Raw genomic sequence first — 18,031 nt, 5'->3', positions numbered from 1 at the left:
CCGTCGATTTTCTGCGGGAGGGTTTGAAAGTTCTTGCCGAAGCCGTGATGGATGCCGAAGTGGGTCAACTCATCGGTGCTGAGCGCTTCGAACGAAGTACGGAGCGCAAGAATGATCGGAACGGATACCGCCGCAGAGAATGGGATACGAGGGTCGGAACCCTTGAATGGCCAGGCGTCGGCTTCAGGTCGAGGTCTTGGGTCTCTGTTTGGGAGGAGCTATCCATTGAACCGCTTTCTTTGGGCCTCTTATGCCATGTATTTTCTGGGTGGAATGACGAGCGTGTTTTTCGGTGCCATCATGCCCGAATTGCTGTCCCACTACCACACCACGTACACGTCAGGCGGGTTCCTTATACTCCTGCAATCTATCGGATTTGTCATCGGGGTTCCAATCACCGCGAGTTGCATGAAGCGGTATCACTATCGATTCATCCTGTCTGGATCTGCCTTGGCGGTCGCGGTTGCGCAGATGGGCATTCTGTGCTTACCCCGTTTCTTGTGGGTAGAACTGCTTGTGGTCTTGAATGGTATTGGCGCCTCCGCCCTGGAAACGGCTGTGGCTTCCTACGTGATGGAATTGTTCGCAGGAAGACGTGCGATCTTCATGAGTCGTTTGGAAGTAGCGTTTGGCGTTGGGGCACTCTCTATGCCGGCCATGGCCAGCGGCCTTATCGCTGCGCATGGGTGGAGGTTTTGTCCTTTGCTTGTGGGAGGGTTAGCGTTTGTGCTAGCCATGGTTTGGGGATCCATCTCGGTTCCCCTACAATCTATAACCGTGGCGGAAGGACAGATGGACGCCCGCACCGCCGCACCGCCGGTCTTTCAGGGGAGAGTTTCCAAGTACTCAGTCCTCATGTTGTTTCTTGTCATGATTTTTGTCTACGTGGGTTTCGAGAGCAGCCTGAACAGTTTTCTGCCGAGCATTTTCACGGCGTATCTGAAGGCACGTCCGTATTTGGCGTCACTGAGTTCCTCCGCGTTTTGGATTGCTATGGTGGGCGGGCGGCTTGCCATTGGCTGGATTGTCCGCCGTGTCAGTTACGAACGCTACTTGTTCGGGAGCCTCGTTGTCGGTCTGGTGTTCATTTTCCTCTTAACCCAATCCAGAGATCCATGGGTCTCCTACCTTACGGTATGCGGGCTGGGTTTGTCGATGTCCGCCGTGTATTCTATTACGATGGTCTATGCGAATCACACGTTTCCCGGTATGGAGCGTATGGTTACGAGTGCAGTCACGGCCTTCGCGGGAGTGGGCGGGGCGGTATTCCCGGCTGTGATTGGGTATGCCATGGATCATTTCCTGCCAAACCAAGTGTTGTGGATGATGCTGGCCTTTGTCGCGGTACTGCTGATTCTATTCTTGATAATATGTGGGTGTTTGCATGTGATACGTGAACGCCATGTGGCCACGGGGGTCTGATCCAAGAGAGGAGTCTGTGGGGGAGCCGTGCCCTGTGGACGGCGTCCGCGACCAGCGGTCCGGCCTCCTCCAGCGTCAGCTTGCAGGGTTGGCTGCGACGGTGAATACTCGTACGACTCATTTAGTCGCAGCGGCCGTCACAACCACACGCGTCCTCCTTTCCACGCGCCTCCTGGATGGCTTCCCATCCTTCCTTGACGATGAAGTACACCAATGCCAAGGCGGCGACGGAGTCCACCCACCACCAGCCCAAGGATGCGGTCAGCAACGCTCCGGCCAACACGGTCCAAGCCATGTACGCACAGACAATACTGCACGATCCGTCCGCGCGCAGGGCCCGGCTCCCGATTTCCGTTCCGATGCGCTTTTTCGCGTGGGACAGATACGGCATCAAGATGCCGGAGGCAATGGCCAGAGCAATCCCCAAACCGCTCGTTTCTGCCCCTTGACGAGTAATCAACTTGTCCACGGATGAAACGACCACATAGATTGCCAAGAGGAGCAGGGCAAAGCCGACAACCCAGGAGGAGATTTTCTCAGCACGCTCCACGCGCTCCAAAGTCGCTCCCCGGGATTCGATGACGAGGCGCCACAACAACACCCCACCGGCATCCACTCGATGACGCTGTCTGCACCGAAGGCCACCAAGGACAACGAATTCGCGATCACACCTGCGCCGACGGCAACCCCAGCTTCCACCATCATCCAGAGAACCGATAGGAGCTCAATCCGGATGCCTTTCTGTACGGCTGCGTTGTGGATGGACATGTCCCCGTCCTCCCTCTCAATTTGAGGACAATCATAGCCTGTGTGAGCAGGCTGTGCAAGCACTCGGATTCGACTGGATTCCGTGCTGCATGCGGCGGTGTGCCCAGCCTCGTGCCTTGATTTCTAATCGTGTGGTGTGTGCCTGACGCGGGGGCGCGGCCTGCGTCCGACCGTCCATTCGATGCCGAGCACCACCACAATGAGGATGATGAACAGCCCGCAGGCAGGCGTGTAGCTGTGTGCCGCATCGTGGATGGATCCGACAACGATGGGCCCAGGGCACCGATGACATATCGCACAACTGCACCATCGCCGACCGTGAGCGGGCCTTCGATGCGGTCTTGGTGGCATCGATGGGCGAGAGCAGGGTGAGCGTGAAGAGGCCGCCTGCGCCGACGCCCAGGAAGAGGGAGACGACGATGGGGTTCACCGGCGTGAAGACCAGCAATAGCCAAGGATCATCGGGGCAAAACGAAAATTCTGCTGTTACCGACCGGGTGGGCCCGTCTTCATGGATGTTCCTATTCTGTCATGTCAAGCGGGTGCTATTGGCGGCGCTTACATGGTGTGCTACGATGGCCGTGACAGGTTGCATGGGGCTGAGCGCCGCCATGCGCTTGCGCGCTGCTTTCACAGAGGAGGCGTTGTTTTGGCTCAACCGGTTCGGATTGGCATCATTGGCGCGGGCAACATCGGAAAAGTACATATCCGCGCATTTTTGCAGCTGGACAGCGCAGTCGTTCTCGGTGTGACGGATGCGGTGCCAGAGTTGGCCAAGCGGACCCGAGAGGAGTTCTCGCTGCCCAAGGTGTACGACAACATCGACAGCATGCTGGCGGATGAGGAGATTGACGCCGTCGTGATTGGGGTGCCCAACCGCTGGCATGCTCCGCTGGCCATCGCCGCACTCGAGGCGGGCAAGCACGTGCTGTTAGAGAAGCCGATGGCAATAAATGCGGCCGCCGCGAAAGACATCGTGCGCGCGCAGCAACGCGCGGGAAAGCTGTTGATGATAGGGCACCAAATGCGTTGGCAGTGGAACGCGCTGGCCGTCAAGGAACAGGTTGACAAAGGAGAACTGGGGCGCATCTACATGGCGAAAACCGGGTGGATGCGGCGCAAGGGCATCCCAGGCTGGGGCACCTGGTTCACGCGCAAGGCGGACGCGGGCGGAGGTCCGCTCATCGACATCGGCGTGCACATGCTCGACTTGTCCCTGTACCTGATGGGGAATCCCAAGCCCGTGGCGGTGTACGGATCGACCTATGCCGAGTTTGGCCCTCGCCGCCGGGGGATTGGCAATTGGGGCACGCCCAACTGGGATGGCCAATTTGATGTGGAGGACTTGGCGAGCGCGCTGATCAAGATGGACAACGGCAGCACGCTGACACTCGACGTCAGCTGGGCCGTGCATGCGGATACCGACAGCCAGCCGTTTGTCCACCTCATGGGCAGCGACGGCGGCGCGTCGATTGTGGGCCATCGGGCTACATTCCTGACCGAGAAATTCAATCAGCCGCTGCAGACGGAGTTGACTCCGCCCGCCCAGGATGAGGGGGAGCGGGCCCGGTTGTCCCGGCACTTTGTGGAGTGTGTGCAAACCGGCCGTGAACCCATCTGCTCGGCCATGTCGGGGCTGGCGAACAACCTGATTCTCGACGCCATCTATGAATCGTCCCGCACCGGCCGCGAGGTGGTGCTCGATTGGTCGCTGTGAAGCCTAGATGAGTGGTGAGGAGGGAAGTCAGTGCAGAAGGGATTGACCCGTGCCGGAGTGGGTGCGGTTGGCTCTTTGGAAGCGTTTATTGAACTGGCGGCGGCGTACGGTTTTACCAGCATCGACGCCGGAGGTGAAGAATTGATTGGCCTGGTGGAGCGCCATGGGCAGGCGGGTGCTCTGGCGTTGCTCCGGGAGCACGGGGTCAGCATCGGCAGCATGGGTCTGGTCGTGGAGTGGCGTCGGACGGAGGCTGAATTTCGCGCCGGTCTGCCGCTCTTGGCGCAGCACGCGGCGGCGGCCAGTGCGCTCGGATGCACGCGCAGCTGCACGTACATCCTGCCATCGACCGATGAGAACCCCGCCCACTTCTTGGCGATTGCCACCCGCCGGTTGCGCACCTGCGCCGAGATCCTAGGGGCCTACGGGATGCGCTTAGGGCTGGAATTTGTCGGCCCGCATCACCTGCGTGAGGTCGGGCGCCATCCGTTCATCTGGGACCTGCAGAGCACGCTGGATTGGATTGCGGCCATAGGCAAGGACAATGTCGGACTGTTGTTGGACGCGTTTCATTGGTACACGACGGGTGCGACGGTGGACGATATCCGCAATTTGCACAACCAGCAAATCGTGCATGTGCACATCAATGACGCGAAGGATGTTCCGGTTTCACAGGTGCGGGACAACGATCGGCTGTTCCCTGGGGAAGGTGTCATCAATCTGGTCGGCTTTTTGCAGGCTCTGGCCGACATCGGTTACGACGGACCGGTTGCGCAAGAGGTCCTGACGCCCACGCCCCTCACGGAAGACAGCCACGCGTTGGCCGCGCGGTCGCAGGCGGCCTTTGCCCGTCTCTTTTCGGCGGCCGGCCTGTAATCTGATGGAACCTGTCCCGGACCGTCTGTGGACGGCGGGGCAGGTGTCCGGCGCTGCTGCCGAATTCACCGCGTTTGGCTTGATCTGTGTGGAATCCATCCTCTCTCCGCAGTGGACCCCCGCTACGAACGGACGCACATCAGCCTGTATTATGTCATATGATATAACCCTAATGGTTGCGCATCGGGGAGATCTCACGTAAAGTCAAACGTGTAATTCGGTTTTCGTTGTGAGGTTTATGACATCAACAGGTTGTTTCGTTATAATATGTGACAAAAACAGCGCGGTCATCGTCTTTGAATTCAGGGGGTGCTTCGGTGGAGAGCAAGTTTGAATACCTGACGCTGTCTCGTTCGGATCTCACCAGGTGGCCGACTGTGCTCAGTGAAGTCCGCGACTTGGTCGAACAGGGATACATCAAAGTCGTGGATATCCGCCGTCATCAAGATCACTTGCTAATCGTGTTTCGCCGCTTGACAGCAGACCTTCCCCACGTCCCCAGTCCGTCTACAAAATCGCGGCCCTAAAGGCTGATGAGGGAGAACCGAGATTCAGGCACAGCCCGACCGACGCTTCTTGTGGCCATTGCAGGTTGAAGACTGCGTTTGTGACGATGGTGTCAGCCGCCCAGCGCGACTGACGGATGCTCCGCCTGTAGGGCGGCAAGACCAGGTCACGGAGTATCATCCAGCCACGATGTCAAGTCGCGCTGGATGAGCGACTGCAGGCGCAGAATGTCCGCGCGGTAAAACGAGATCAGAGCTTGGCGCGTCTGTGGCCGCATCTGCGGGCGGGCCAACAGACGGTTCTTCAGCCAATGGCTGGCCCGGCTGGAGGGCCCTTGCGGCAAAACGCGTTTGGCCCACTCCTTGACTGGGTGCGGCTGCTGCAAAAAACGATAGAGCGGCCGCAGTCTGGGCACCCCGGAGGCGTTGTGACGGATGCGTGTGTCGATGGGGACATCCGGATTGAGTCCCAAGAAGGCAAGGGTCTCCCGGATCACCTGACTTGGATCTTGAAAGTCCTCGTATAAAAACACTTTGAACTGGCTCGGGCCAAACACACGCCGGTAGTGGTCGATGGCGTCGCTGTACAATCCCAGGCGTCGATACCACCATAGGGGTCGATAGCCTGCCGCCATGCGCGCGTCCTCTTGATCCAGCGCCTGTTCAAAGCTCAACGTTTCGTGTCCGTCGCGCACCAGGTGCATGTAGGCGGAAAAGGCTCTGTCTGCCGGATGACGCAGGATGGCCACCACCTTGGCCTGCGGATTCCAGGCATGAATGCGCAGGGCGGTGTCTGGGTAGCAGAGATAAAACACAGACGCCTCGCCCGCGACCGTTTCTGTTTGGATTGACTGGAACAAGGCCCTGTACTGATCCGCACGACGGATGGCGGCCAGTGAAAACTCTTCGTCTCCAGGGCCGGTGAAACGGGCGGGGAAGTGGTGGCTGCAAAAAAAGTGCGGCTCCTTGATGGGGCTCATATACACCTCTGGGTGCTGGCGCAGATAATGGTACAGGGAGCTGGTCCCGGATTTGGCCGCACCGACAAGGAAAAAATTAGGGAAAACGGACAACCCAAACACCCTCCTATAGTACCCCATACTGTCCATATGGTGCAGTGTACATACTGAACCGCTTCCGTGTCGCATACGCTCTTCTAGATGGGTGCAACCTCATCGTCTGCTGCAGGTAAACGGGGGGATTGGATTGAGCGAGCGACACAGTGGGCAGATACCGGTCGTGACGCGGGCGGATCGGGAGCGACTCCATCAACACCGCGGATTTTGTGTGTGGCTGACCGGTCTGTCCGGGGCGGGGAAGACCACGCTGGCCAGGTTGCTGGCCGGCGACCTGCACGGCCGGGGTGTGCACACCTATGTCTTGGACGGAGACGACGTTCGATCCGGTCTCAACCGCGACCTCGGATTCGACGAGGAAGATCGGCTGGAGAATGTGCGGCGCATCGCCCATGTGGCGCGTATGTTTGTCGAGGCGGGAACGGTCGTCATCGTAGCCGTCATCTCTCCCTATCGAGCGTCACGGCAAGAGGCCCGCTCTCTCATCGGAGCGGACTCGTTTGTCGAGGTGTTTGTGGATTGTCCTTTGTCTGTCTGTCAGCAGCGTGACCCGAAGGGCTTGTATGCCCGCGTGGCGGCTGGGCAATTGTCGGGTATGACAGGGATGGCGGCGCCGTATGAAGCGCCGCTGCGGCCGGATCTCCACGTGACCACGGCGGATATACCGCTTGCGGAGTGTGCCGAGCGTTTGTACCAGTTCGTTCTTCCCCAGCTGAGGGTCCCATAAACGGCGGACTTGCGCCTGTGGCGCCGGCGGGGAATGCCCGCGTCGGCGGCGGGTGGGCGGCCGCCTGCGTCGAGCGTCACCGCCGGGTGCGTCTGCGCCGGGCCGGCTGGACCCGTCTGCGCGCGCTCCGGCGCCTTTTGTGGGCGGTCGAGCGCGGGGCAGGCGGCGCGGCGGTGGCCTCCGTTCCCAAGACGGCGGCCGACAGCCGCTGCAGATGTTCCACCTCTTGACGGATATCTCTGTCTGTCGCGGCCAGGATGCGCTGCCGCAGGCGCGGATAGAGCCGACTGATGGCCTGGCGCAGCAAGGTCCGCTCCAGGCCGCCTGCGTGCTCCATGGCTCGCGCCAACAGCTTATCGATGGCGACCAGGGCGCGTTCTTGCACCGTCGCGCCCTGTACCTCTGCTTCCCTCATGCCTTGGGCCCCCTTGCTGTTGCCCTACAGTATGTCGAATGCCACCGGGCGGTTAGGGCTTTTCACCAGCCACTTGTGGACGTGCTACAATCAGGTCATGATGCGGCCAAGCACGACTTCAGTCCACGCTCCATCCGGACTCTTGGGTGTCCATCCTGCCAAATGGGAGAAAAGCCCGTCAGGAGTCTGGGTGCGTCAACCGTTTCCGGGTGTCCATCACTCTGTTCTCGATCCGTTCGTGCTCCTGGACGAGTTTGTGATAATGCGGGGCGGGTTTGCCTGGCATGCGCACCTGGGATTTGAGAAGGTGACGTATCTGTACGTCGATTGAGACCGACATTGCATCCGTGAGGAGGAAAACAAATGGGCTTTGTTGCTGTCGGGGCTATCTTCGGCTTTCTTTCGGTTGCTTTGGGCGCGTTTGCCACCCACGTTCTGCAGGGCCACTTGCCGGCCGGCATGCTGGACGTGTTTCACACGGGCGCCGAGTACCAGATGTATCACGCCCTTGCGCTGCTGGCCGTTGGCATTCTCGCGCACTTGGACATCGGCGGTCGCTTGGTGCGCGCCGCGGGGTGGCTGTTTGCCATCGGCATCGTGCTGTTTTCCGGCAGCCTGTATGTCCTCGCCACCAGCGGCGTCACAGTCCTAGGCGCGGTGACGCCGTTCGGCGGTGTCTGCCTGCTGCTCGGCTGGGTGTTCCTCATTGTCGCCGCCGTCCAGCCAGCCCGGCGTTGAGGAGTGGGCCGGGTGGCCGGCGATTCCTTCGAAAAACCCTTGTACGCATGTCGGGATAGTTATATAATCAGTCATGCACCCTTCCAACACAATACACACATAGAGCAGAAAGTAGCAGAAAGGAGTGGAGGGCATGGCTACGACTGAGGCGCGCCTCCTCGACCTGGACAGCGGTGGCGGCCTGCGTGAGCAGAGCCGCCCGTCGATGCAGCGTTCCATCGTCCTTGTGTCTATCGCATTTTTCATCGTCGGCGCGGTGTTCTTAGCTTTCTACGATTCCTACGCGCACGCGCTGCTGTTCTTGGTCGCCGGCGTGCTCGGCATGGCCCTGTACCACGCCCATTTTGGCTTTACCAGCTCGTTCCGCAGCTTAATTGTCGCCGGCCGAGGCATCGGCATCCGGGCGCAGATGGTCATGTTCGCCATTGCCAACTTGGTGTTCCTGCCGGTGTTACTGGCGCCGAGCGTGTTTGGCCATCCGGTACAGGCCAGCGTGCACCCGGTGGGGCTTTCCGTCCTGGCAGGCTCCATCCTGTTTGGCATCGGCATGCAACTCGGGGATGGTTGTGCGTCCGGCACCCTTTATCATATTGGCGGCGGGGACGTGCGTGGGATTTTGACCCTGATTGGATTCATCGTCGGGTCTGTACTGGGAACCATCAATTTCACCTGGTGGCAGTCTACCCCGCAGCTGGGCAACGTCTACCTGTTGCAGTCGTTTGGGCCCGTCGGCGGTCTGCTCGTCAATCTCTTGATCATGGCGGTTGTCTTTGCTCTGGTCTATGTTTTGGAGAAGCGGCGCAATGGGTCTGTGGAGAGGCTGTTCCGCAGGGGCCAGTTTACCTGGCGGTCGTTGCTGCGCGGTCCTTGGTCCTGGTTGGCCGGAGCGTTTGTGCTGGCGCTCGGCAACTTTGTCATTCTCCTGGTCTCCGGCAAGGCTTGGGGCGTAACATCCGCGTTCGCGCTTTGGGGCGCCAAGGTGGCCGAGTGGTTTAGGGTGCCGGTCACGAGCTGGGGTTATTGGCAGAATCCTGATAACCTGTCGGCGCTGCACCAAGGTGTGCTGCATCATCTCGAAACCACCGACGACATCGCCATCATGGTCGGTGCGTTGTTGGCTGCGGCGCTCGGCGGGCTGTTGCCGAAGGCTTACTTGCGCGCCTTGCCCTGGCGGATGGTCGTCGGCCTTCTGCTCGGCGGCATCCTGATGGGCTACGGCGCCCGCATTGCGTTCGGTTGCAACATCGGCGCTTATTTCTCGGGCATTGCGACCTTCAGCCTGCACGGCTGGGAGTGGTTCATCGGCGCCATGATTGGCAGTGTCATCGGTGTCGCCATCCGGCCCGTGTGCCGTTTGGCTAACCGTTGACACGGACCGCAAGCACAAGGGTTCGATCCGTTCGAGGGGATCGAACCCTTTATTTTGTGTGGTGGCGCGCCCGGAAATGCTCATGCCCCGACGATTTGGTCGATGGCGGCCAATTCTTGCGGGTCGAACGCCAGGTTGTCCAGCGCCTTGACGTTCTCCTCAATCTGACTGACGCGGCTGGCGCCAATCAGAGCGGAGGTAACGCGCCCTTCGCGCAACACCCAGGCCAGCGCCATCTGCGCCAAAGTCTGGCCACGGCGCGACGCGATGTCGTTCAGGCGGCGGATTTTGTCCAGCGTCTCCTCGGTGATTTGCTCCGACTTGAGGAAGCCGGTCGGTTTCGCGGCTCGCGAGTCCTCGGGAATGCCCTGCAGGTAGCGGCTGCTCAGCAGTCCCTGAGCCATCGGCGAAAACGCGATGCTGCCCACACCCTCCCGCTCCAGCACCGCCTGCAGGCCGTGCTCAATCCAGCGGTTGAGCATGGAATAGGACGGCTGATGGATCAACAGCGGGGTGCCCAAGCTGCGCAGGATGGAGATGGCTTGTTCCGTCTGCTCCGGGCTGTAGTTGGAAATCCCGACGTACAGCGCCTTGCCCTGGCGGACCACCAAGTCCAGCGCCGCCATCGTTTCCTCCAGCGGCGTATCCGGGTCTGGACGGTGGGAGTAGAAGATGTCCACGTAATCGAGTCCCATGCGTTTTAGGCTCTGGTCCAAGCTGGCCACCAGGTATTTTTTCGATCCCCATTCCCCGTACGGTCCGGGCCACATATAATAACCTGCTTTGGTGGAGATGACGAGTTCGTCGCGGTACGGGGCCAGGTCCTGTTTGAGCAGGCGGCCAAACGTCTCTTCGGCCGATCCAGCCGGAGGCCCGTAATTGTTGGCCAGGTCAAAGTGGGTGATGCCCAGATCGAAGGCACGCCGGACCATGGCACGGGCGTTTTCGAACGAATCCACACCGCCAAAATTATGCCACAGGCCCAGCGAGATGGCGGGCAGTTTCAGTCCGGAGCGGCCGCATCGGTTGTAGACCATGTTCTTGTAGCGGTTGGCATCGGGCAAATAGGTCACGGACGAGACCTCCTTGGACGGGTGCGCTGCGCCCCGCTCATGATATCGTTTGCACTTCCATTATACCGATTTATCCTGCATGAAACCTTCTTGGCGCCGGACATACTGGGATTGATTCCTGTGAGCGCCAGGATGTGGAGGGCCGCAGGCGAAACGGACGACGCCGGGTGCGTGGCCGGCGGTCGCCGGGGAGGGTGCAGGATATGACAACGAAAACCGTGCCAGGCCAGCCAGTGCAGACGCGGCCAGGCCGCGTCCAGCCGGGGGAGACGGGGCGCAGCCTGGAATCCGTCAGTCCGTTTGAATGGAACCGCGAACTGATACGCCTGGCCGAGGACCACCAAAAGAAGAGCACGCGCGTGCTGCTGGATGCCGGCCGCGGCAATCCCAACTGGATTCACGCCGGGGCGCGCGACGCTTTCTTTCTGCTCGGTCAATTTGCCGTCGAGGAATCGCGGCGGGTCTGGCAGCAGGGAAACCTGGCGGGCAAGCCCAGGCAGCCGGGCATCCGCGCGCGGATGGACGAGTTTTTGTACATCCACCGCGGCCTGCCCGGGGCCGATTTGCTCGCTCGCGTGATCCGGTACGGGTGCGATGTCCTCAGACTGGACCCGGATGGCTACGTCCACGAATTGGTGGACGGAATTATCGGCGACAATTACCCGACGCCGGACCGTATGCTGGTGCACGTGGAACGGGTAGTGCATGCGTATCTGACGCGTGAATTGTGCGCAGGGCGCGACGTGGGCCGTTTTCACCTGTTCGCGGTGGAGGGTGCGACGGCAGCCATGTGCTACATTTTCGATTCCCTTTTGGCCAATCACCTGCTCGAGCCGGGGGCACGTGTGGCGGTGATGGTTCCTATTTTTCCACCTTATCTGGAAATACCCAGACTGCCCCGGTACCGTTTCGACGTGGTCGAGGTTGTCGCCAGCGGCCGGGCCGAAGATGGCAGCCACACGTGGCAGTACCCGGACAGTGAGCTGCAAAAACTGGAGGATCAGAGCATCCAAGCGCTGTTCCTGGTCAATCCGAGCAACCCTCCCTCGGTGGCCATGGATGCGGATACGTTGCGCAGTCTGGTGGAGATCGTGCGCGGTCACCATCCGGATCTGATGATTGTGTCGGATGACGTGTACAGCACATTCGTCGACGGTTATCGCTCTTTGCTGGCCGAGCTCCCGTACAACACAATCGGAGTCTACTCGTTTTCCAAGTACTTTGGTTGCACGGGCTGGCGTCTGGGGGTGATTGCGGTGCACGAAGACAATGTGTTTGACGCGCGGCTGCGCCGGTTGCCGGAAAAGCAGCAGCAGGAGCTGGCGCAGCGCTACCAGTCGTTGACCCCAGACGTGTCTCGGCTGCGTTTCATCGACCGGCTGGTTGCGGACAGCCGCCAGGTGGCGCTCAATCATACGGCCGGTCTGTCGACGCCGCAGCAGGTCCAGATGGCCCTGTTCGCTGCGGCCGCGTTGGTGGATGCGGACGACGATTACAAGTCCCTCACCAAGTCCATCTGCCGGCACCGCCTGCACCTGCTCTATGAAGGGCTGGGTCTCCCGGTGCCCAATGTCCCTCACATGGCGGATTATTACACGGAGTTTGACCTGGCGGAATGGGCCGCCCGCCACTACGGTCAGGAGTTCGCCCAGTTTCTTCGGGAGACGTGCGAACCCACGGATATTCTGTTCCGGTTGGCCGAAGAATCGTCGGTGGTGCTGTTGAATGGCGGCGGTTTCCATGCTCCGAGGTGGTCGGTGCGCATTTCTCTGGCCAACCTGGACGATGCGGATTATGCGCAAATTGGCCGAGACCTGCACAAAGTTCTCGAGGAATACGTGGCAAAGTGGCAGGAGAGGGTGAGGCGTAAGTAGCACCCGGGGATGCGGTTCAGTACAATAATGAACGTGCATCAGCAGCCTGTTTCATGTGGGTGAATTTCCGCGAGGGCCGAGTGCAGCTATGCGCCGGCCGTTTGCTTGTCAGGGAGAGGATAGCCACATGTCTATTGTGCGTTCGTCGTACGTCGGGGAAGCGGCCATCACGGCGGTGGGTGAGCAACTGGCCGTGACGGTGGCCCCCAGTCTGGGCGGCAAGTTGGTCTCGCTTGTGCACCGTCCCAGCGGCGTCGAGTTGCTGCGCCAGCCGTCCAGCCGCGAAGAGTATCAGGCGCGGCCGATACTCTTCGGCGCACCCATTTTGTTTCCGCCCAACCGCATTGCGGATGGGCGCTTTCAGTTCGCTGACCAGACCTACCAGTTTGACTTGACCGAGCCGTCCAAACACAATCACATCCACGGCTTTGTCGCCCATCGTCCGTGGCAGGCGGAAACGGTGGAAGGGGGGCGGCGGACGGCGATTGTCGTCACCTTTGATTCGGCTCACCATCCGGAGGTGCTGCGTCAATTGCCGCAGCGTTTCACGATTGTCGTGGAGTATGTGCTCGACGGTCCACGGCTAATCAAGCGCGCGACGGTTGAGAACCACAGCGAGCGGCCACTGCCGTTTGGGTTCGGTTACCATACGACGTTTCGCTTCCCGTTGGCGGACGGGGGGCATCTGAAGGATTGCCGGTTCAGCCTGCCGGTCAGCAAACAGTGGCAGCTGGATGCCCGCAATCTGCCGACGGGCCGGCAGGACCCGGTGCCAGCGTCGGTGGCGGAAAACCTACCGCTGGCGGGCGTGGCGCGGGATGACGTGTTCTCCACCGCAGCCGGTGTGCCGAATCGGGCGGTGCTGCGGGACGACGCGGCAGGGCTTAAGGTCCATTACGACTGTGCGGAGCCCTTTCGGTTTTGGGTCGTGTACAACGCGGACGGCAAACAGGGTTTCTTGTGCCCGGAGCCGTACACCTGGGTGACCAATGCACCCAATTTGGCGCTGCCGGCAGACGAAACAGGTATGTCCGCCTTGGAACCGGGCGAGCGCCGCATCTTGGAGACGTCGATAGCCGTGTTGCCCCTTTAGCTGGATGGAAGGGAAGGCTGGGTGTTCCTGAACTTTACATATTCTGTAACAGATAGTGCTAGACGAGCTTGTGCGCTTGTGAGACAATACGCTCGTGCTCGGCTCCGAGTGTGGCCTCGGGCTGTGAGATGGAGAACCTAACAGAAGATATAAGATATGGCGCGCATCGGCCGGACTTGAGTAGGACCGGCCGATGCAGCGTGCAAATAGATGCTGCAGGAGGAACGAGCGTGAACCGACGAGCGCGGTTTGCCGGTCAGGACAAGCAGGAGTGGAAGCTGATTGACCTCGAAATGATGAGTTCGGGATGGCGTTTGTGGTTGGCTCCGGCCGTCGATGACGGGGCCGATTGGGAGTTGCTGCTGCAGGAGCGGCATGCGTCCCGTACGATGTCGCTGCCGCTGATGCGCAGCGACGGTGAACGCCTTGGTTCGGGAGCCGCGTACGTGGCCGATATCCCCTTCATACCGTCCGGCGGGCATGGCGAAGCCCTGTTTGACGTGGACACCTGGGACGCATATGTCCGCAAAGGGGGAGTGGTGGCAGCGGGGGGCGAGGCGCCGCGCTGGCGGGTGCGCAGCCACCTTCGCGAGCGGGAGTCGTTGTACGCGTTCCACCGTCCGCGCCGCCTGGCCGCCATTCCCTACAGCACCGTGCAGGGTAACCTGTCCATCCGCATTCGTCGCGTCAACGGATCGGCCAAATTGGTGTCGACGGCTTGGGATGGGGACGGTGTGCTGGTTTTGAACGGGTACGTGTTTGGTCCCCTGGTGGATCCGAATGAGCCCAAGCGGGTCCACCTGTCCCTGGTGGTGCGCAACGAGGCGGCCACTGCGGAATACGCCTTTGCCGCGAAACCGGTCCCTTGGATCGAGGAAGGGGATGCGATGTCGACTGCAGCGGCGGAGTCGAGGGCCGGACGCGAACCCATAGCTCGGGTGGTCGACTATGCGCCGCCGTCCGCCGCGTCGTCCTTGGCGTTCACAGCCCGGATTCCGATGGGGGCCTTGGACTTGGCCGGACTGATGGACCAGCGTTTGGAGTTTTTTGTCTCTGTCGGGCAAAGCGACGACGAGCGGCTGTTGCCGCTGCGCCAGCGCGAGGGTGGCCCCGCCGCGCTTGACCGGCGCAACCCAATCGTCCATACCCATCTTGGCGCGGTGCGGTGCGAGCTGTTGCTGGATGGGATGCGCCCGTTCGTCCGCCTGGTGCCCCATGACCTGGAGGCGGAGGTGGAGGCCGTCTATGCCCGCGATGGGGTGATTCAAATTCTCGGGCGGGTGCTACGCCCGGCCGGCCATAGTGGGGCCGCCCAGCTGTGCTTACGCCGACGCGATTCGCAGGCGGGGATGGCTGTGCCTGTTGTGGTGGAGGATGGCCGCTTCAACGTCCGACTGACGCCGAGCGGTCTCTTGCGGGACGGCTTACGCCCGGGGCTTTGGGACCTGTCCCTGTCGGCGCAGGGGCGTGCGTGCCGATTGCGTTCCTGGCAGGACGGCATCGCTCACAAGAACCAGTTGGTGCGTTTTCCATGCCAGCGCTTCACGCTGGACGGACAAGCCTATGCCGTTTACCCGCTCTACACGCGCGGCGACTACCTGGCGGTCAGGGTTCGTCCAGACGTGCGGGTCAAGTCGGTCTTGTGCGTCGAGGCGAGGAAAACGGGGTTGACGCTGCGGGTGCGCTTGGAGGTGTTTCCCCCCGTGGAGGGCGTCGACCAGGTGACGGGTGTGCTGACCGTGCGCTGCAAATACGGCAAGGTGCTCAGGATTCCCGTGGCATGCAGTTTGCAGAGGGTGGGACAGACGAGCAATTTTCAGGCTGTCCTGATGACCACGCTGTCGGCTGGGGAATTTGCCGCCATCCACGACGACGTGGTGAGAAACCTGCACTTTGATTCGGTGGAGTGCGTCTTGGAGTTTCCCAGCCATCAATCGCGGTTTCCCATTACCCTGAGCCCGGACGCGGTGGTCTCCTCCTTTGACGACCGACTGGATCGGCGGCCGCGGCTGCGCCGAGTGTTCGACAGGCTGCGGGTGCTCTTTTACCGCGCCGCCAACCGTGTGCTGCCGGTGCGCAGTGACCTAATCGTGTTTCAGAGCTACTACGGTAACAGTTATGCCTGCAACCCGCGCGCCATTTACGAACAGATGCTCAGACAAGGCCGCCGCTTTCGAGCCGTCTGGGTGATGAAAGACCTGAACAAACGGTTGCCCGGATCCCCGCGCCTGGTGAAGCCCAGATCAACCGCGTATTTCTATTATATGGCTCGCGCAAAGTATTTTATCAATAACGGGAACTTTCCGGATTTTTATCGCAAACGCCGCGGCACGGTGCATGTGGAAACCTGGCACGGAACGCCGCTCAAACGGTTGGGGTACGATGTCGATCCCGGTTCGACCGCGTACAAGGAGAACACGGCTCCGGAACTGCTCAGCCGGGTTCGCAGGTGGGACTACCTGGTTGCCCCCAATCCTTATACGGCCGAGATCCTGTGTCGCGCCTACCGCTATGACAAAGCCGTGTTGGAGGTGGGCTATCCCCGCAACGACGTCTTTTACCGCCCCGATGCCGCTCGGCGCGCCCAGGAGATTCGCCGCCGGTTGGATATCCCGGAGACAAAGCGGATCATCCTCTATGCGCCCACCTGGCGGGACTCAGAACATCAGGGCCAGCAGCGCCATGCGCCGTACGAGTTTCGTTTCGACCTGGATGATTTCAAGCGCGAGTTTGGCCACGACTATGTTCTGCTCTTGCGCCTGCATTACTTCGATGCCCAGCGCATGCAATGGATAGACGACAGCGGCATCGTCCGCAACCTCACCTATTATGACGACATCGCGGATCTGTACCTGATTTCCGACCTGCTCATCACCGATTATTCCTCGGTGATGTTTGACTTTGCCAACTCGGGTCGGCCGATGATCTTCTTCACCTATGACCTGTTGGCCTATCGATCTGTGATGCGCGGGTTTTACTTTGATTTGGAAGAGCAGGCGCCAGGACCGCTGGTGCGCACTGAGGCGGAGCTGTTTGCGGCGATTCGCCAGGTGGACGAATGGTCTATACGCTATCAGGACAAGTACGACGCGTTCCGCCGGCGTTTCTGTTCACTGGAAGACGGCGGCGCGGCGCGGCGCGTGATTGAGGCTGTGTTCGACGACGTCGGAAAGGGTGGGCGCCGATGAGAATCACCTTTTTGATCTTTGACATCTATGGCATGGGCGGCACCGTCCGCACAGTTCTCAACACGGCAAACTATTTGGCCGCGCACGGCCAGGATGTAGAGATTGTCAGTGTTTTTCGCAAGAACAAGGATCCGTTCTTTCCTATAGATCCGCGCATTCGCATCCGCGTTCTGCGTAACTCGGTCGCCGCGGGCCAAGTCGGCGGGCGGCCGGGCATCAAACAGCGGACGCTGCAGTACCTGCGTGTGCCCAAGCTGAAAAGCCGGCTGATCCACCGCGATGATGAGGCGTACGACGCGTTTTCGCTCATGAGCGACGTGAAGATCTACCGCTTTCTCAAGTCGCTCCATGACGGTGTCCTCATCACCACGAGGCCGAGTTTCAACCTGATGGCGGCCAAATACGTGGATCCGCGCGTCTGTCGGGTGGCACAGGAGCACCTCAACTTCGACATCCATCCGCCGGGGCTGCAGCGCGCCATCCGCCGGCTCTACCCGCGGCTCGACCATCTGATCACGCTGACAGATGATGACACCGCCACCTATCGCCGCCTGTTTGACAGTACCGGGCTGGATGTCCGCAAGATCACGAATTCGGCTCCACAGGTGTCCTGTCCGCAGTCCTCCTTGGATCAAAAGGCTGTCATCGCCGCTGGCCGGCTGGTGCCGCAAAAAGGGTTCGACCTGTTGATTGAGGCGTTTGCGCGCGTGGTCGAGCGCTTCCCCGATTGGCGCTTGAAGATCTACGGCTACGGCCGGGAGAGGGACGCCCTGCAGAGGTTGATTCTGGATAAGCACCTGTACAACCATGTGTTTTTGATGGGCCCTTCGCGCGACATGCAGCAGGAACTGGCCCAGGCTTCCATCTATGCTTTGAGTTCCCGGTTTGAAGGGTTCGGCATGGTCCTGGTCGAGGCGATGCAGTGTGGCGTGCCGATGGTCTCGTTTGACTGCCCCAAGGGCCCGGCGGAGATTGTGACGCATGGCGAAGACGGCTGGCTGGTCGAGAACGGCAATGTGGAACGGTTTGCCGAGGCGCTCATGGATCTGATGGGGGACGATGAGAAGCGGCGTCGCTTTGGCCAGAACGCCGTGCGCAATGTGCAGCGCTTTGACATTCAACAGATTGGCCAGCAATGGCTGGACCTGTTGGAGGATATAGGCCGCAACCGGGCCTGAGAAGGACCATG

At 60.6% G+C, this 18,031-nt stretch carries 16 protein-coding genes and 1 pseudogene; 13 read left to right on the top strand and 4 right to left on the bottom strand.

Translation table 11 applies throughout. The features are described 5' to 3' along the window. A pseudogene (locus ASH01S_RS17965) lies at window positions 1-167 on the top strand (transposase); the annotation flags it as partial. Between the two features lie 58 nt (window positions 168-225). After that, window positions 226-1,422 carry an MFS transporter gene (locus ASH01S_RS10860; RefSeq protein WP_067927809.1) on the top strand — a complete coding sequence of 399 codons (1,197 nt, stop codon included), beginning with the start codon at window positions 226-228 and terminating at the stop codon, window positions 1,420-1,422. A 121-nt stretch (window positions 1,423-1,543) separates the two neighbouring features. Here ASH01S_RS10860 and ASH01S_RS10855 read toward each other — a convergent pair whose 3' ends face one another. Next, window positions 1,544-2,023 (bottom strand): cation diffusion facilitator family transporter, encoded by a 480-nt coding sequence (locus ASH01S_RS10855; protein WP_245629032.1) that lies wholly within the window; start codon window positions 2,021-2,023, stop codon window positions 1,544-1,546. A gap of 816 nt (window positions 2,024-2,839) precedes the next feature. Here ASH01S_RS10855 and ASH01S_RS10850 point away from each other — a divergent pair. From ASH01S_RS10850 to ASH01S_RS10840, 3 genes are all read left to right on the top strand, one after another. After that, on the top strand, window positions 2,840-3,907 hold the full coding sequence (locus tag ASH01S_RS10850) for a Gfo/Idh/MocA family protein (RefSeq protein WP_067927806.1): 1,068 nt from the start codon (window positions 2,840-2,842) through the stop codon (window positions 3,905-3,907). A gap of 30 nt (window positions 3,908-3,937) precedes the next feature. After that, the gene (locus tag ASH01S_RS10845; RefSeq protein ID WP_067927803.1) at window positions 3,938-4,783 is read left to right on the top strand and encodes a sugar phosphate isomerase/epimerase family protein; all 846 of its coding nucleotides are present in this window, start codon (window positions 3,938-3,940) and stop codon (window positions 4,781-4,783) included. Window positions 4,784-5,100: 317 nt separating this feature from the next. Next, window positions 5,101-5,310: a hypothetical protein gene (locus ASH01S_RS10840; protein ID WP_067927800.1), complete on the top strand. Its 210-nt coding sequence runs from the start codon at window positions 5,101-5,103 to the stop codon at window positions 5,308-5,310. 146 nt (window positions 5,311-5,456) lie between these two features. Here the strand turns inward: ASH01S_RS10840 and ASH01S_RS10835 are convergent, their stop codons facing one another. Continuing rightward, the gene (locus ASH01S_RS10835) at window positions 5,457-6,362 is read right to left on the bottom strand and encodes a sulfotransferase family protein (protein WP_067927797.1); all 906 of its coding nucleotides are present in this window, start codon (window positions 6,360-6,362) and stop codon (window positions 5,457-5,459) included. A gap of 133 nt (window positions 6,363-6,495) precedes the next feature. Between ASH01S_RS10835 and cysC the strand changes: the two genes are divergently transcribed. Further along, window positions 6,496-7,092 carry an adenylyl-sulfate kinase gene (gene cysC, locus ASH01S_RS10830; RefSeq protein WP_217996317.1) on the top strand — a complete coding sequence of 199 codons (597 nt, stop codon included), beginning with the start codon at window positions 6,496-6,498 and terminating at the stop codon, window positions 7,090-7,092. A 76-nt stretch (window positions 7,093-7,168) separates the two neighbouring features. Here the strand turns inward: cysC and ASH01S_RS10825 are convergent, their stop codons facing one another. Further along, window positions 7,169-7,507: a hypothetical protein gene (locus ASH01S_RS10825; protein WP_067927794.1), complete on the bottom strand. Its 339-nt coding sequence runs from the start codon at window positions 7,505-7,507 to the stop codon at window positions 7,169-7,171. A gap of 190 nt (window positions 7,508-7,697) precedes the next feature. Here ASH01S_RS10825 and ASH01S_RS18520 point away from each other — a divergent pair, with 190 nt between their 5' ends. From ASH01S_RS18520 to ASH01S_RS10815, 3 genes are all read left to right on the top strand, one after another. After that, entirely contained in the window at window positions 7,698-7,838 is a 141-nt protein-coding gene (locus tag ASH01S_RS18520) for a cupin domain-containing protein (protein ID WP_157067096.1), read from the top strand. A 32-nt stretch (window positions 7,839-7,870) separates the two neighbouring features. After that, window positions 7,871-8,245 (top strand): DUF423 domain-containing protein, encoded by a 375-nt coding sequence (locus tag ASH01S_RS10820; RefSeq protein WP_067927792.1) that lies wholly within the window; start codon window positions 7,871-7,873, stop codon window positions 8,243-8,245. 133 nt (window positions 8,246-8,378) lie between these two features. After that, a complete protein-coding gene (locus ASH01S_RS10815; RefSeq protein ID WP_067927788.1) occupies window positions 8,379-9,614 on the top strand; it encodes a YeeE/YedE family protein in 1,236 nt (411 codons plus the stop codon). A gap of 80 nt (window positions 9,615-9,694) precedes the next feature. Here ASH01S_RS10815 and mgrA read toward each other — a convergent pair whose 3' ends face one another. After that, on the bottom strand, window positions 9,695-10,687 hold the full coding sequence (mgrA, locus tag ASH01S_RS10810) for an L-glyceraldehyde 3-phosphate reductase (protein ID WP_067927786.1): 993 nt from the start codon (window positions 10,685-10,687) through the stop codon (window positions 9,695-9,697). A 203-nt stretch (window positions 10,688-10,890) separates the two neighbouring features. On the opposite strand from mgrA, the gene aspD reads away from it, so the two are divergent. From aspD to ASH01S_RS10790, 4 genes are all read left to right on the top strand, one after another. Next, window positions 10,891-12,561, top strand: a complete 1,671-nt coding sequence (gene aspD, locus ASH01S_RS10805) for an aspartate 4-decarboxylase (RefSeq protein ID WP_083517058.1) — start codon at window positions 10,891-10,893, stop codon at window positions 12,559-12,561. Window positions 12,562-12,688: 127 nt separating this feature from the next. Beyond that, window positions 12,689-13,654, top strand: a complete 966-nt coding sequence (locus ASH01S_RS10800; protein ID WP_067927782.1) for an aldose 1-epimerase — start codon at window positions 12,689-12,691, stop codon at window positions 13,652-13,654. Between the two features lie 230 nt (window positions 13,655-13,884). Then, window positions 13,885-16,842, top strand: a complete 2,958-nt coding sequence (locus tag ASH01S_RS10795; protein WP_067927779.1) for a CDP-glycerol glycerophosphotransferase family protein — start codon at window positions 13,885-13,887, stop codon at window positions 16,840-16,842. Then, on the top strand, window positions 16,839-18,020 hold the full coding sequence (locus tag ASH01S_RS10790; protein WP_067927776.1) for a glycosyltransferase family 4 protein: 1,182 nt from the start codon (window positions 16,839-16,841) through the stop codon (window positions 18,018-18,020). The genes ASH01S_RS10795 and ASH01S_RS10790 overlap by 4 nt, the downstream gene beginning before the upstream one ends. The last annotated feature ends 11 nt before the right edge of the window (window positions 18,021-18,031 follow it).

The organism is Alicyclobacillus shizuokensis NBRC 103103 (assembly GCF_001552255.1).
GTDB lineage: Bacteria > Bacillota > Bacilli > Alicyclobacillales > Alicyclobacillaceae > Alicyclobacillus_G > Alicyclobacillus_G shizuokensis.
This window is presented reverse-complemented; position numbering and strand designations above follow the sequence as displayed.